The 14,054-nt window shown below is 71.1% G+C and carries 10 protein-coding genes; 5 read left to right on the top strand and 5 right to left on the bottom strand.

What is annotated here, in order from left to right:
• The first annotated feature begins 22 nt into the window (after nucleotides 1-22).
• Nucleotides 23-1,468, top strand: coding sequence for an N-acetylglucosamine-specific PTS transporter subunit IIBC (gene nagE / locus DEW08_RS26070; protein ID WP_109332828.1), 1,446 nt, complete (start codon nucleotides 23-25; stop codon nucleotides 1,466-1,468).
• 66 nt (nucleotides 1,469-1,534) lie between these two features.
• On the opposite strand, the gene DEW08_RS26065 is transcribed toward nagE, so the two are convergent.
• The 4 genes from DEW08_RS26065 to DEW08_RS26050 form a co-directional block, all read right to left on the bottom strand.
• On the bottom strand, nucleotides 1,535-2,755 hold the full coding sequence (locus tag DEW08_RS26065) for an ABC transporter substrate-binding protein (RefSeq protein WP_109332827.1): 1,221 nt from the start codon (nucleotides 2,753-2,755) through the stop codon (nucleotides 1,535-1,537).
• A 125-nt stretch (nucleotides 2,756-2,880) separates the two neighbouring features.
• Nucleotides 2,881-3,813 carry a 3,5-dioxohexanoate:acetyl-CoA acetone transferase gene (kce, locus tag DEW08_RS26060; protein WP_109332826.1) on the bottom strand — a complete coding sequence of 311 codons (933 nt, stop codon included), beginning with the start codon at nucleotides 3,811-3,813 and terminating at the stop codon, nucleotides 2,881-2,883.
• Nucleotides 3,814-3,869: 56 nt separating this feature from the next.
• On the bottom strand, nucleotides 3,870-4,844 hold the full coding sequence (locus tag DEW08_RS26055; RefSeq protein ID WP_109332825.1) for a 3-hydroxyacyl-CoA dehydrogenase NAD-binding domain-containing protein: 975 nt from the start codon (nucleotides 4,842-4,844) through the stop codon (nucleotides 3,870-3,872).
• A complete protein-coding gene (locus DEW08_RS26050; RefSeq protein WP_109332824.1) occupies nucleotides 4,804-5,541 on the bottom strand; it encodes a TetR/AcrR family transcriptional regulator in 738 nt (245 codons plus the stop codon). The genes DEW08_RS26055 and DEW08_RS26050 overlap by 41 nt, the downstream gene beginning before the upstream one ends.
• A gap of 236 nt (nucleotides 5,542-5,777) precedes the next feature.
• Here DEW08_RS26050 and DEW08_RS26045 point away from each other — a divergent pair, with 236 nt between their 5' ends.
• Nucleotides 5,778-7,331, top strand: a complete 1,554-nt coding sequence (locus DEW08_RS26045; RefSeq protein WP_109332823.1) for a fatty acyl-CoA synthetase — start codon at nucleotides 5,778-5,780, stop codon at nucleotides 7,329-7,331.
• A gap of 166 nt (nucleotides 7,332-7,497) precedes the next feature.
• A complete protein-coding gene (locus DEW08_RS26040; RefSeq protein ID WP_109332822.1) occupies nucleotides 7,498-10,806 on the top strand; it encodes a PAS domain S-box protein in 3,309 nt (1,102 codons plus the stop codon).
• A 7-nt stretch (nucleotides 10,807-10,813) separates the two neighbouring features.
• Here the strand turns inward: DEW08_RS26040 and DEW08_RS26035 are convergent, their stop codons facing one another.
• Nucleotides 10,814-12,502, bottom strand: coding sequence for a sensor histidine kinase (locus DEW08_RS26035; RefSeq protein WP_109332821.1), 1,689 nt, complete (start codon nucleotides 12,500-12,502; stop codon nucleotides 10,814-10,816).
• A 506-nt stretch (nucleotides 12,503-13,008) separates the two neighbouring features.
• Here DEW08_RS26035 and DEW08_RS26030 point away from each other — a divergent pair.
• Both DEW08_RS26030 and DEW08_RS26025 read left to right on the top strand, forming a co-directional pair.
• Nucleotides 13,009-13,308 (top strand): hypothetical protein, encoded by a 300-nt coding sequence (locus DEW08_RS26030; protein ID WP_109332820.1) that lies wholly within the window; start codon nucleotides 13,009-13,011, stop codon nucleotides 13,306-13,308.
• Nucleotides 13,309-13,347: 39 nt separating this feature from the next.
• Nucleotides 13,348-14,052: an HD-GYP domain-containing protein gene (locus DEW08_RS26025; protein WP_109332816.1), complete on the top strand. Its 705-nt coding sequence runs from the start codon at nucleotides 13,348-13,350 to the stop codon at nucleotides 14,050-14,052.
• The last annotated feature ends 2 nt before the right edge of the window (nucleotides 14,053-14,054 follow it).

Raw genomic sequence — 14,054 nt, 5'->3', positions numbered from 1 at the left:
ACCTGAAGAGGGGGCTGTCCGAATGTCGACCGATCGTTTCTCGGGCGTCCAGAGGCTGGGCCGGGCGCTGATGCTGCCCATCGCGGTCCTGCCGATCGCGGGGCTTCTGCTCCGCCTCGGCCAGCCGGACCTGTTGAACATCGCCTTCATCGCCGCGGCGGGTGACGCGGTCTTCTCCAATCTCGGCGTGCTGTTCGCCGTGGGCATCGCCGTCGGCTTCGCGCGGGAGAACCACGGCGCGGCCGGCCTTGCCGGCGCCGTCGGCTATTTCGTCGCCGTCAAGGGGGCGGTGGTGCTGTCGGGCGTGGCGCCCGAGCTGGTCGCCAAGATGTCGAGCCGCATCAGCATCCCGGTCGGCATCCTGATCGGCATCATCGCCGGCCAGCTCTACAACCGGTACAAGGACATCAAGCTGCCGGACTATCTCGCCTTCTTCGGCGGGCGGCGCTTCGTGCCGATCGTGACCGGGCTGGCGGCTCTCGGCATCGCCGTGCTGTTCGGCTATGGCTGGCCGGTCGTCGATGCCGGGCTGACCGGGCTGACCACCGGCGTGCTGGGGCTGGGCGAGCTGGGTCTGTTCCTCTACGGCGTGCTGAACCGCGTGCTGATCATCACCGGCCTGCACCACATCATCAACAACATCGCCTGGTTCCTGCTGGGCGACTATCAGGGCGTGACGGGCGACCTGAACCGCTTCTTCAAGGGCGACCCGACGGCCGGCGCCTTCATGGCCGGCTTCTTCCCGGTGATGATGTTCGGCCTGCCGGCCGCCTGCCTCGCCATGTACCACACGGCCAGGCCGGAGAACCGCGCGGCGGTCGGCGGCGTGCTGCTGTCGATGGCGCTGACCGCCTTCCTGACCGGCGTGACCGAGCCGGTCGAGTTCGCCTTCATGTTCCTGGCCCCGGCGCTCTATGCCGTCCATGCGGTGCTGACCGGCATCTCGATGGTGCTGATGGACGTGCTGAACGTGAAGCTGGGCTTCGGCTTCTCGGCGGGCCTGTTCGACTATGTGCTGAACTACGGCAAGGCGACCAACCCGATCCTGCTGCTGCCGATCGGCGCGGTCTATTTCGCGGTCTATTACGGGCTGTTCCGCTTCGTCATCCAGCGCTTCGACCTGAAGACGCTGGGCCGCGACGACGTGGCGATCCCGGCCGGTCAGGCGCCGGCCGCCGCCGCCGCCACGGGAACGCCGGCCGCCGCCGCGTCGGACCGCGCCAGCGCCTACATCGCGGCGATGGGCGGCCGGAGCAACCTGCGCACGGTGGAGGCCTGCACGACGCGCCTGCGCCTGACCGTCGCCGACGCCGCCCGCATCGACGAGGCGGAGCTGAAGCGGCTGGGCGCCCGCGGGGTGGTGAAGCCCTCGGCCAACTCGGTCCAGGTCATCGTCGGGCCGATCGCCGACCAGCTCGCCGGCGAGATCGAGGACACGCTGCGCGCCTCGGCCGGCGTGGTGGCGTAAGGGAGAGGGGTGCCCGCCCGCCTCCCCCGGCGCACGGTGTCCGGGAGGGGCGGGCGGGGGCCGTTCCTACTTCGCCAGCGGGCAGCCGCCCTTGTCGAGCGGACGGTAGGCCTGCTCGCCGGGGATGGTGGTCAGCACCTTGTAATAGTCCCAGGGACCCTTGGATTCCGCCGGGGTCTTCACCTGCATCAGATACATGTCGTGCACCATGCGGCCGTCGATGCGCAGGGTGCCCCCCTTGGTGAAGGCGTCGTTCACCGGCGTCTCGCGCATCTTCGCCATCACCGCCTTCGCCTCGTCGGTGCCGGCGGCGGCGATGGCCTTCAGATAGTGGCGGACGGCGGAATAGCTGCCGGCCTGGATCATGCTGGGCATCCGGCCGGTGCGGGCCATGTAGGCCTTGACGAAGGCGCGGCTCTCCTCGTCGCGGTCGGGGTTCCAGCCGTCGGTCAGCACCAGCCCCTGGGCGGCCTGGAGGCCCAGCGAGTGGATGTCCGTCGGGAACATCAGCATGCTGGCGAGGGTCTGGCCGCCCTGGGTCAGGCCGAATTCCTGCGCCTGCTTGATCGAGTTGACGGTGTCGCCGCCGGCGTTGGCGAGCGCGATGACCTTGGCCTGCGAGGATTGCGCCTGCAGCAGGAAGGAGGAGAAGTCGGCGGTGTTCAGCGGATGGCGCACCGCGCCGGCGACCTTGGCGCCGTTGGCCTTCAGCACCTCCGACACGTCGCGTTCCAGCGCATGGCCGAAGGCGTAGTCCACCGTCAGGAAGTACCAGCTGTCGCCCAGCATCTTCGGCCCGGCGGTGCCCATGCCCTGGGCCAGCGCGTAGGTGTCGTAGGTCCAGTGCGCCGTGGTCGGCGAACAGGCGGGGCCGGTGAGCTGCGCCGCGCCGCCGCCGGAGATCAGGAAGACGCGGTTCTTCTGCCGGGTGATCTCCTGCACCGCCAGCGCCACCGACGAGGTCGGGACGTCGACGATCACGTCCACCTGCTCGGTATCGATCCATTTGTTGGCGAGCGAGGCGCCGACGTCGGGCTTGTTCTGGTGGTCGGCGAAGATGACCTCGACGGGCTTGCCGGCGACCTTGCCGCCCATCTCCTCCACCGCCATGCGCACCGCCTCGACCGATCCCATGCCGGTGGGGTCGGCATAGACGCCGGCCATGTCGTTGAGCACGGCGATCTTGACCTTGTCGTCGGAGATTTGGGCCGGGGCGGTTTGCGCCAGGGCGGCCCCGGCGGTGAGGGCGGCGGCACAGACTCCGGCCATGAGCACCAGACGGTTCATGCGTTTCCTCCTGTTCCTTGATTATGATTTGACGCGGTTATGGATCGGGCTCGGTGCCCGGCGGATGGGGGCCGCGTCGGCATGCGGCCCCGTCGGAAGGCGGCCCCAATCAGAAGGCGCCCCCGTCAGAACGCGACGTTGTCGCCGCCCTTGGTCCGGAGCATCGCGCGGGCCTCGTCGGGCGTGGCGACCTCCAGGCTCAACTCGTCGAGGATGCGGCGGATCCTGGCGACCTGCTCGGCGTTCGAGGTGGCGAGCCTGCCCTTGCCGGCATAGAGGCTGTCCTCCAGCCCGACGCGGACGTTGCCGCCGAGGATGGCGCTCATCGTCACGAAGGGCATCTGGTGGCGCCCGGCGGCCAGGACCGAGAGGTAGTAGTCGCTGCCGAACAGCCGGTCGGCCGTCGTGCGCATGTGCATCAGGTTCTCCGGGTCGGCGCCGATGCCGCCGAGGATGCCGAAGATGCACTGGATGAAGAAGGGCGGCTCGACGATGCCGCGCTCGGCGAAATGGGCGAGGTTGTAGAGGTGGCTGACGTCGTAGCACTCGAACTCGAAGCGGGTGCCGAGGTCGCCCAGCTCGCGCATCCCCCGCTCGATCTGGGCGAAGGTGTTGGAGAGGATCAGGTCCCTGGTGCCCTCCAGATAGGGGCGCTCCCAATCGTGCCTGAAGCTGTCGAACTTCGCGGCGGCGCCGGAGATGTTGAAGTTCATCGAGCCCATGTTCATCGACGCCACCTCCGGCTGCGCCCGCCTGGCCGCCGCCAGACGCTCGTCCAGCGTCATGCCCAGCCCGCCGCCGGTGGTGATGTTCAGGATGGCGCCGGTCTGCTGCTTGATGCGCGGCAGGAACTCCATGAACAGGTCGGGCGAGGGGCTGGGCTTGCCGGTCTGCGGATCGCGGGCGTGGAGATGCAGCATCGCCGCCCCGGCCTCCGCCGCCGCCACCGCCTGGGCGGTGATCTCGTCCGGCGTCACCGGCAGGTGCGGCGACATGGTGGGGGTGTGGATGGAGCCGGTGACGGCGCAGGTGATGATGACCTTGTCGGCACGCTTCATGGATCGTCCCTCCGGTTTCGTTTCTTCGTCAGGCGGTCTTTCGGCCAGCCCCTTCTTCAGGCTGGAGCAGCGGCGGCGCGCTCGCGCTGCAGCAGCTCGATCAGGGCGAGCAGCAGCCGGTCGCGCTCCGCGGCGATCTCGGCGGTGGTGCGGCCGTGCGCCTCCGCCGCGACCCCTTCGGCCAGCCGGCGGGCGATCTCCGGCGTCATCGCCGGGCTGCCGAGATCGCGCCACCAGCCCTCCATCGACGGGCCGATGTGGTCGAGGAAATGGGCCATCCCGCCGGGGCCGCCGGCGAGGTTGAAGATCATCGCCGGCCCCATCAGAGCCCAGCGCAGGCCCGGCCCCTCGGAAATGGCGGTGTCGACGTCCTCGACGCTGGCGAGGCCGCTGGCGACGGCATGCACCGCCTCGCGCCACAGCGCGGCCTGCAGCCGGTTGGCGAGATGGCCGGGCACCTCGCGGTTCAGCCGGATCGGCCGCTTGCCGACACGGCGGTAGAAGGCCATCAGCCAGTCGAGCGTCTCGGGCGCCGTGCGGTCGCCGCCGACCACCTCGACCAGCGGGATGAGGTGCGGCGGGTTGAAGGGATGGCCGACCGCGAAGCGCCGGGGCAGGCGGCAGGCGGCCTGCAGGTCGCTCATCATCAGGCCGGAGGTGCTGGAGGCGATGACCACGCCGTCGCCGACGATGTCCTCCAGGATCCCGTAAATCTCGCGCTTGACCGCGGCGCGCTCCGGGGCGCTTTCCTGGACGAAGCGGGCGCCGCGGGCGGCGACGCCCGGGTCGGTGTGGAAGAACCAGTTGTCGCGCCTGGCGCCGGGCGACAGGCCCAGCCGTTCCAGCGCCGGCCAGGCGCGGTCGATATACTGCTGCACCGCCCTTTCGGCCGCCGGGTCGGGATCGCTGACGGCGACGCTCAGGCCGCGGGCCAGGAACAGGGCGGTCCAGCCCGCCCCGATGGTGCCGGCGCCGATGACGGCGACGCGGTCAACCTCCGCCGGATCCGGCGTCCTCTTCTCGGTGGTCATTCTCCCCCCTTCTCCCCCTGGATGTCCCGTTGGGTTGTTTCTGGCCGGCCTGCGTCCGGGCGCGCGGCGGCGTCCCCGCCGCCAGCCCGGTCATCAGCAGGGCGATGCAGCCGTCGGCGATCTCCTCCACCGACAGATCGCCGTCCGGCCGGTACCAGCGGGCGATCCAGCTCAGGGCGCCGGCCAGCGTGAAGGCGGCGATCTTCGGGTCGCAGGGGCCGATGGAGCCCTCCGCCACGCCGCGTTCGATCAGGCCGCGGAACTTGCGGTCGATGCTGCGCTTCAGGCCGCGCAGCGTGCGGCGGCTGTCCTCGGTCAGCGGCTCCTCGCCGACGCGGATCACGCACATGCCGAAATCCATGGTGACGATCTCGACATAGCGGCGCATCACGGCGATCAGCTCCTCGTGCGCGCTGCCGCCGTGGCCCATCACCTCGTTCGACGCCTCGTCCAGCATCTCCAGCCCGATGCGGACGCATTCGAACAGGATCTCCTCCTTGTTCCGGACATAGTAGTAGATGGTCGGCTTGGTGACGTTGAGCCGCCGCGCGATGTCGTCGAGCGAGGTGGTGTGGTAGCCCATCTCGTTGAAGGCGCGGGCGGCGGTGCGCAGAACGGCGATGCGCTTGGCCTCCCGCTCGGTCCGGCGGTCGGGGGTGGGCTTCCAGGGAGAATCGCTGAGGGAGGCGTCCGACATGGCGCGGTCAGTCCTTTGCTGCATCCGGTCCTTCGCCCAGTCCTCGCACGCCGCCCGGTTCCCCGTCCAGGCCCGCCATTCTGGTGGCCCAGCCAACTGTTGAACAGGCGATCGGTCGCGAGTATCCTACCCGTAAGTAACATGGCTTCCAACAGGTATGTTGGCGTCCGCCGGCAGGGACCGCGGACGGCAGCCGAAAAAGCACGACCGGAACGCAGGGGGAGGAAACGCACGCCATGGACAGCATCGCCATCACCCGGACCAACAGCATCGGCGCGGCGCTGGACCGCACCGCCCGGCGCAACGGCGCGCGCACCGCCTTGACCTGCGAGGGGCGGGAGTGGAGCTTCGCCGGGCTGCGCACCGCCGCCCGCCGGGTGGCGCGGCGGCTGTCCGACCTCGGTCTGCGGCCGGGCGACCGGGTGGCGGCCTATGGCCGCAACTCCGACGCCTATGTGGTGGCCTGGCTGGGCTGCGCCGTCGGCGGATTCATCCATGTGCCGGTCAACTACGCCCTGACCGGGGAGGAGCTGTCCTACATCGTCGGGCAGTCGGGCGCCCGGATGGTGCTGTTCGACGCCGACCTCGGCGCCAGCCTGGAGGGCGTGCGCGCCACCGGCCGGGTCGAGCTGTACGGCAGCCTGACCGGCGGGCCGGAGGCGCCGGACGGTCTCGCCCTGGATGTCCTGGCGGTAGCGCTGGACGGGACGGCGCCGGACGAGGTGACGGCGCAGGTGTCGGCCGACGACGTGGCGCAGCTTCTCTACACCTCCGGCACCACGGCGGCGCCCAAGGGGGCGATGATGACCCACGGCGCGCTGCTGGCGGAGTACCAGAGCGCCATCCACGACTGCGGCTTCGAGCGCGGCGACCGGTCGCTGGCGGCGCTGCCGCTCTACCATTCGGCGCAGATGCACGTCTTCCTGATGCCGCAGCTGCTGATCGGCGCGACGACGCTGCTGATCCAGGCGCCGGCGCTGAAGCGCTGCCTGGAGCTGATCGAGCGGCACCGCATCACCTCCTTCTTCGCGCCGCCGACGGTGTGGGTGGGGCTGCTGCGCCACGGCGACTTCGACCGGCACGAGCTGGGGTCGCTGCAGAAGCTCTATTACGGCGCCTCGATCATGCCGGTGCCGGTGCTGCAGGAACTGCGGCAGCGCCTGCCGAACGCCGGCGTCTACAACTGCTACGGCCAGAGCGAGATCGGGCCGCTCGCCACCGTGCTGCGCCCGGAGGAGCACGAGGCGCGCCCGGCCTCGGCGGGGCGGCCGGTGCTGAACGTCGAGACGCGGGTGGTCGATCCGGAGATGCGCGACGTGCCGCCGGGCACCCATGGCGAGATCGTCCACCGCTCGCCGCAGCTCATGGCCGGCTATTGGGGCAAGGAGGCGGAGACGGCGGAGGCCTTCGCCGGCGGCTGGTTCCATTCCGGCGACGTCGGCTATCTCGACGAGGAGGGCTATCTCTACATCGTCGACCGCATCAAGGACGTCATCAACACCGGCGGCGTGCTGGTCGCCAGCCGCGAGGTGGAGGAGGCGCTCTACACCCACCCGGCGGTGGCGGAGGTGGCGGTGGTGGCCCTGCCGGATCCGAAATGGATCGAGGCGATCAGCGCCTTCATCGTGCTGCGCGAAGGGCGGAGCGTGACGCCGGAGGAGCTGATCGAGCATTGCCGCGGCCATCTGGCGCACTTCAAGCTGCCCAAGCGGATCGAGTTCCTCGACCAGCTTCCCCGCAACACCGCGGGAAAGCTGCTGAAGCGCGAATTGCGCAAGAGCTTCGCGTGATGGAGGAGCGATGAGGGAAAACCCCTAGTCCGGGTGTCGTTAAGTCTTTGAAAGGACCCGTCCCGGTATATTGACCGAACTGTTGGTGCGGCGATGCAGTCTGCTCTTGCCGAAGATTGCCGCCCGACACGCGGAGCTGGTGTTTCGGTCGGGCGGGGGCGGTTGGATGATCTGGTCTGCGGGAGAGAAGCCGGGCCAAGGCGGCGGGCCGAGCGATGCGGCGGGCAGTCCGGCCCTTCGCCTTGCCGTTTCGGTGTGGATCGGCGGGATCATCCTGGCGGTCGCGGTGTGGGCGGCCGCCCTGGCGCTGAGCGACCGCGAGGGCAAGGAGGCGATGGAGCGGGCGCGGCGCGACACCGCGAACCTGACCCGCTCGATCGCCGAGCAGACCGTCCGCGCCATCTCCGGCGCCGACCAGATCCTGGCGTTCCTGGCCTTCGACCTCGGCCGCTTCGGCTTCAACAATCCGGACCTGGGCGCCGTGCTGCGCAACGCGGTGGAGGGGTCGGAGCTTCTGCTGCAGCTCGCCTACACCGACGAGAAGGGCGACCTCGTGCAGACCAGCGTCGACGGGCCGCCGCCGCGGGTGAACCTGGCCGACCGCGAGCATTTCCGCGTCCACAAGGAGGGCAGGGTCCAGGGGCTGTTCATCAGCCGGCCGGTCTACGGCCGGGCGTCGGGCAAATGGTCGATCCAGCTCAGCCGCCGCATCGACGGGCCGGACGGGCGGTTCGCCGGGATGATCGTCATCTCGCTCGACCCCTTCTATTTCAGCCGGACCTTCGACGACCTGGAGGTGGGCAGGCGCGGCGTCGTCACCATCCTGGGGCGCGACGGCATCCTGCGCGCCCGCTCGGTGATGGATGAGACGATCATCGGGCAGGACCTGTCCGGCTCCCCCGTCTTCGCCGCCGCGACCGCCGCGCCGGAGGGATTCCAGCGCAGCGTCAGCACCATCGACGGGGTGACGCGGCTGCTGGGGTTCCGCGAGGTGCCGGGCTATCCGCTGATCGTGCTGGCCGGCTTCGAGGAGGCGGAGTTCCTGGCCGACGTGCGGGCGCGCCGGCAGACCTACCTGAGCGGCGCCGGGGCGGTCAGCGGGCTGCTGCTGGTGGTGGCTCTGCTGGTCTCCTGGCAGGCGCGGCGGCAGGCGCGCGTCGCCGCGGCGCTGGCCGAGACGGCCGAGCGGCTGAGCGGCAGCGAGCAGCGGCTGCGCGACATCGTGGAGACGGCGTCGGACTGGTTCTGGGAGATGGGGCCGGACCTGCGCTTCACCGGCTATTCCGGCGGGCCGCAGGGGCCGTCCGGCATCGGCGACCGCATCGTCGGCCGCCGCCGCGACGAGGTGGCGCTGCGCGAGCCCGGCGACGAGGAGCACTGGCGCCGCCACCAGGAGACGCTGGACCGGCACGAGCCCTTCCGCGGCTTCGAGTATGCGGTGGAGACCCCGGAGGGCGAGCGGCGGATCTGGTCGGTCAGCGGCACGCCGGTCTTCGATCCGCAGGGGCAGTTCCAGGGCTATCGCGGATCGGGCTCCGACATCACCGACCGCCGGCGGGCGGAACGCGCCCTGGCGGCGAGCGAGCGGCGCTACCGCGCGATGTTCAAGGCGGTCGGCCAGCCGATCATCGTGACGGACGCCGAGGGCACCGTCGTCGGCTTCAACCCCGCGGCGGAGCGGCTGTTCGGCTGGAGCGAGGTGGAGGTCTGCGGCAACAACATCGCCATGCTGATGCCGGAGCCCTATGCCGCGGAGCATCCCGGCTATTACCGCGCCTATCGCCGGAGCGGCCGGAAGACGCCGGTCGGGACGCTGCGGGAGCTGACCGCGCGCTGCGCCGACGGGACGCTGCTGCCGGTGGAGATCGCGCTGTCCAACTGGCGCAGCGGCGGCGACGAGTTCTTCATCGGGATCGTCCGCGACATCTCCGCCAGCAAGCAGATCGAGGCGGAGCTGCGGCGCGCCCGCGACAGCGCCGAGCATGCCAGCCGCATGAAGAGCGAGTTCCTGGCGACCATCAGCCACGAGATCCGCACGCCGATGAACGGGGTGCTGGGGACGGTGACCCTGCTGGGCGCCGAGCCGCTGGAGCCGGAGCAGAAGCGGCTGGCGGACATCGCCCGGCAGTCGGCGGAGGGGCTGCTGGGCCTGCTGGACGACATCCTCGACTTCTCCAAGCTGGAGGCCGGACGGGTGACGGTGGAGACGGCCACGGTCTCTCCCGCGGCGCTGCTGGAGGCGGTGGTGCAGGTGCTGCGCCCGCGGGCGGAGGAGAAGGGGCTGCGCCTGTCCTGGCGGCTGCTGCCGCGCACGCCGGACGCGGTGGTGACCGACGGGGCGCGGCTGCGCCAGATCCTGTTCAACCTGATCGGCAACGCCATCAAGTTCACCGAGGCCGGCCATGTGGCGATCCGCGGCCGGCGCGGCCGGGACCTGGAGGACGGGCGGTTCCTGCTGGACTTCGAGGTGGAGGATACCGGGATCGGCATCAACCCCGAGGTGCTGCCCAGCCTGTTCGACCGCTTCACCCAGGCCGACGGATCGATCACCCGGCGCTTCGGCGGCACCGGGCTGGGGCTGGCGATCTGCCGCGAGCTGTGCCTGCTGCTGGGCGGCGACATCACGGTGGACAGCGCCCCCGGCCGCGGCAGCGTCTTCCGCTTCACCATCGCCTGCGGGGAGGGCGACCCGGCCCTGCTGCGCACGGAGGAGACGGAGGCCGCCGCGGGGACGCATGCGCTGCCGCCGATGCGGGTGCTGGCGGTGGACGACAACGCCATCAACCGCGACATCGTGCGGATGCTGCTGGAGCGGTCCGGCCACACGGTGGTGACGGCGGCCGACGGCGAGGAGGCCGTGCGGCTGGCCGCCTCCGGCGGGTTCGACCTGATCCTGATGGACATCCAGATGCCGGTGCTGGACGGCATGGCGGCGACGCGGCGCATCCGCGCGCTGCCGCCGCCCGCCGGCCTCGTCCCGGTGATCGCGCTGACGGCGCAGGCCTCCGGCACGGCGCGGCCGGACTGCGCGGCGGCCGGCATGGACGGCTATGTGCCGAAGCCGGTGCGCCCGGCGGTGCTGTTCGCCGAGATGACCTCGGTGATGGAGGCGACGCGCAGCCGGGTGCATCTGCCGTCCTCCGGCCGGCTGGCCGGCCTGCTGGACGAGGAGCAGGTGCGCATGCTGGAGGGGGCGCTGGGGCCGGCCCGCTGGGGCGAGACGGTGCGCTTCCTGGAGGTGGCGGCGCAGGAGCAGGTCGACGCCCTGATCCGGGCGCTGGATGCCGGCGAGGACCACCGGCTGCCGGCCCACACGCTGAAGGGCGTGGCGTGGAACGCCGGGGCGGCGCGGCTCGGCGACTTCGCCCTGACCATCGAGACGGCGGAACCGGCGGAGGCGCGGCGGCTGGCCGCCGGGCTGGGCGATCTGCTGCGCGCCACCATCGACGCCCTGCGCGAACGCGAGCCGGCGTGAGCGGACCCTAGCCCGCACCCGCCGGCAGGAGCGGGCCGGCCTCCAGCGCGAAGTCCGCCGGGAGCAGGCAGGCGACGCGGCAGGCGAGGCCGGCCGGCGCGAAGTCGAGGTCGACCGTGCCGTTCAGCTCCCTGGCGAGCTGGCGGCTGATCAGGCGGGTGCCGAAGCCGGTGCGCACGGGCGGCATCACCGGCGGGCCGCCAGCCTCCCGCCAGTCCAGGCGCAGCAGCGTGCCGTCCTGCGTCTCCTCCGCCGTCCAGGCGACGGTGACGGTGCCCTCGGCGCAGGACAGGGCGCCGTACTTGGCGGCGTTGGTGCACAGCTCGTGGATCGCCATGGACAGGGCGAGCGCCATGCGCGGCGGCATCGCCACCGCCGGCCCGCCGAGCTGGAACTGGTTGGCGCCCGGCCGGACATAGGGGGCCACCGTCTGCTCCACCACCGTGGCGAGGTCGGCCTGCTGCCAGTTCTCCCGCGTCAGCACGTCGTGGGTCTGCGCCAGTGCCACGAGCCGCGACTGGAAGGCCTCGCGCGAATCGGCCACCGGCACGTCGTCCTTCAGGGTCAGCAGCGCGATCGCCTGCACGGTGGCCAGCGTGTTCTTCACGCGGTGGTTCAGCTCGTTGATGAGGAGCTGCTGGTGGTGCTGGCGCGCGGCCACCTCGTCCATGAGCTGGTCGATCTCCGCCCCGATGGCCGCCAGCTCGTCGCCCTGGCGGACCATGCCGGTGCGCGCCTTGCCGTCGCCGCCGCGCCAGGCGTCGATGGTGCGCAGGATGCGGGTGACCGGCCGCCGGACGAAGTAATGGCCGGCCGCCCAGGCCGAGGCGACCGCGACGATCACCCCGAGCATCGCCAGCGCCAGCCCGCGCTGGAAGGCGCGGCTGATCGGAGCGGCCGCCTGCTCCTCCGACAGGCCGGCGCTGACGTAGAAGCCGCGGCCGGGCGGGATGGCCGGCGGGAAATAGCCGAGGATGCGGCGCGTGCCGTCCTGGCTCAGCACGACCTCCGCCCCCGGCCGGTCCGCCCGGACCAGCCGCAGGAAGGGCTCGGGAATGCGGGTGCCGACGAACTGCTCCGGCAGGGGGTTGCGGGCGATGATCGTGCCCCGGCTGTCGGCGATGGTCAGGGCGCCGCCGTCCGGGATGCCGCGCTCGGCGATGCGGGCGCCGAACCAGGAGAGGTTGATGGCCCCGACGATCACCGCCCGCGCGCCGCCGGCGAGCGTCAGCGGCATGGCGACGGGCAGGGTCGGCTGGCCGGTCGGCCGGTCCACCGCATAATGGCCGACCACCAGCGACCGGCCGCCCAGCGCGTCGCGCAGGTAGGAACGGTCGCCATAGTCGAAGTCGCCGCCCTCCCCGGCACTGGCGCAGCGCAAGCGGCCGTCGCCGTCGAGGATGCCGATGCGCAGCAGATGCGGTTCCTGCGGCACGAGGGCGGCGAGATAGCCGGAACAGGCCGGCCCGTCGAGCCGCTGCACCCCCTCGGTCTGACCGATGGCGATGTAGAGCTGCTCCAGCCCGAGGACGATGCGGTCGATCTCGTAGGCGGCGAGCCGCGCGGCGGCGATCGCCTGCTCGCGCGTCTCGGCCTCGCGCGTTACGCGCAGGTCATGCTCGTTGTAGGCGATGGCGGCCAGAGCCGGCAGGATCGCGACCAGGGCCAGGATGAAAAGCCGGTACGTCAACGGCATGATCGGGCGGGGTCCTGGCGTTCACGCGGCGGATGGTCGGGGAGCGGGCAAGGGATTATCCGCAACGATAGCCGAGAGAAACAATCCGGCATAGGGGTGGCATCAATATTACCCGGCGGGATACGGCGTCAGCTCTGCCGGTCCCGCTGGATAATATGGAGATCGCCGGAAATAAAGGTCAATTTCAATACCGAAACAATTTTCGGCAGCCGTTGCCGCGAAACAGTCATGCACACTATGGTATGATGGTATCGGGTGCCAACCGATACTTTCGAGGGATGGCGCGCCGGAAAAGCGGTGGGGGCCGGCGACTCGTCAACCGGCGGTAAGGGCTGTTCCGGCCCGATCCGCCACCGGTCCTAGGCCGATGGCCCGACGGAACGCGGCGGGGGAGGGCCGTCTCCGCCTCCGGGGTGTCATCCGTCGCGGCGGCTGGCCGGCCCCCCGTTTCTCCGCAAGACTCTTGAGGTCATTTCCACCAGCTTCGCGCAGGGGCGCTGCCGGCCATGGCCACCACCAGGACGCTTCCTTCGGACGGGAAAACCGACCGGCCCCGGTCATCCGCCCAGCCCTCCAGGCGCCGCCGCTCGGCGATCCATCTCTACGACCTCTATGTCCGGGCGCGGACCGACCGCCGGCGCTGGGTGCTGCGCGAGCATCTGCTGGCCGTCGCCCTGACGGAGGGGGCGCAGCGGACGGCGGCGATGGAGTTCCTGCGCCGCATGGGGATCACGCTGACCCTGACGCCGCACGGCGCGCGCATCGCGCTGCCCGGCCGGCTCGGCGGCAGCCCGCCGGCCCCCTGAGACCGCGCCGGACCCCGCGGACAGCGATGGAGGAACGGCATGACGATCGACACCGGCGATTTCCTGACGCGGCTGCGCAGGCTGTTCAGGCTGCGCGTGCACGACGCGACGCGCGCCGTGGAGGATCTGGAGCGCGACACCATCCTGTGCCTGTCCCGCGCCGCCGAGCACCGCGATCCGGAAACCGGCAACCATCTGGCCCGCATGGCGAGCTATTCCCGCCTGATCGCCGAGGGGATCGGCCGGCCGGCCGGCGAGGTCCGGCTGATCCACGCCGCGGCGCCGATGCACGACGTCGGCAAGATCGGCATCCCCGACAGCGTCCTGCTGAAGCCCGGCCCGCTGACGCAGGAGGAGGTGGCGGTGATGCGGCAGCACACCGTCTACGGCTATGAGATCCTGGCCGGCAGCTCGTCGCCGCTGCTGACCGTGGCGGCGGAGATCGCGCTGACCCATCACGAGCAGTTCGACGGCTCCGGCTATCCGCAGGGGCTGGCGGGGACGGAGATTCCGCTGGTCGGACGGATCACGGCGCTCGCCGACGTGTTCGACGCGCTGACCAGCGTCCGCCCCTACAAGCCCGCCTGGCCGCTGGCGACGGCGCGCCGCCACATCGTCGAGCACAGCGGCAGCCACTTCGACCCCGACTGCGTGCAGGTCCTGGTCGAGCGCTGGGACGAGGTGTGCGGCATCGCCGGCGCCTATGCCGATGCCGATGCCGATGCCGGCATGGTATCGGGCTGAAT

The organism is Azospirillum thermophilum, from assembly GCF_003130795.1.
Lineage (GTDB): Bacteria > Pseudomonadota > Alphaproteobacteria > Azospirillales > Azospirillaceae > Azospirillum > Azospirillum thermophilum.
Note: the sequence above shows the minus strand (reverse complement) of the source record. Positions and strands in the feature narration are given on the sequence as shown.

Coding starts and splice junctions, on each gene's coding strand:
- nagE (WP_109332828.1), top strand. CDS start 23: ATGTCGACCGATCGTTTCTCGGGCGTCCAGAGGCTGGGCCGGGCGCTG.
- DEW08_RS26065 (WP_109332827.1), bottom strand. CDS start 2,755: ATGAACCGTCTGGTGCTCATGGCCGGAGTCTGTGCCGCCGCCCTCACC.
- kce (WP_109332826.1), bottom strand. CDS start 3,813: ATGAAGCGTGCCGACAAGGTCATCATCACCTGCGCCGTCACCGGCTCC.
- DEW08_RS26055 (WP_109332825.1), bottom strand. CDS start 4,844: ATGACCACCGAGAAGAGGACGCCGGATCCGGCGGAGGTTGACCGCGTC.
- DEW08_RS26050 (WP_109332824.1), bottom strand. CDS start 5,541: ATGTCGGACGCCTCCCTCAGCGATTCTCCCTGGAAGCCCACCCCCGAC.
- DEW08_RS26045 (WP_109332823.1), top strand. CDS start 5,778: ATGGACAGCATCGCCATCACCCGGACCAACAGCATCGGCGCGGCGCTG.
- DEW08_RS26040 (WP_109332822.1), top strand. CDS start 7,498: ATGATCTGGTCTGCGGGAGAGAAGCCGGGCCAAGGCGGCGGGCCGAGC.
- DEW08_RS26035 (WP_109332821.1), bottom strand. CDS start 12,502: ATGCCGTTGACGTACCGGCTTTTCATCCTGGCCCTGGTCGCGATCCTG.
- DEW08_RS26030 (WP_109332820.1), top strand. CDS start 13,009: ATGGCCACCACCAGGACGCTTCCTTCGGACGGGAAAACCGACCGGCCC.
- DEW08_RS26025 (WP_109332816.1), top strand. CDS start 13,348: ATGACGATCGACACCGGCGATTTCCTGACGCGGCTGCGCAGGCTGTTC.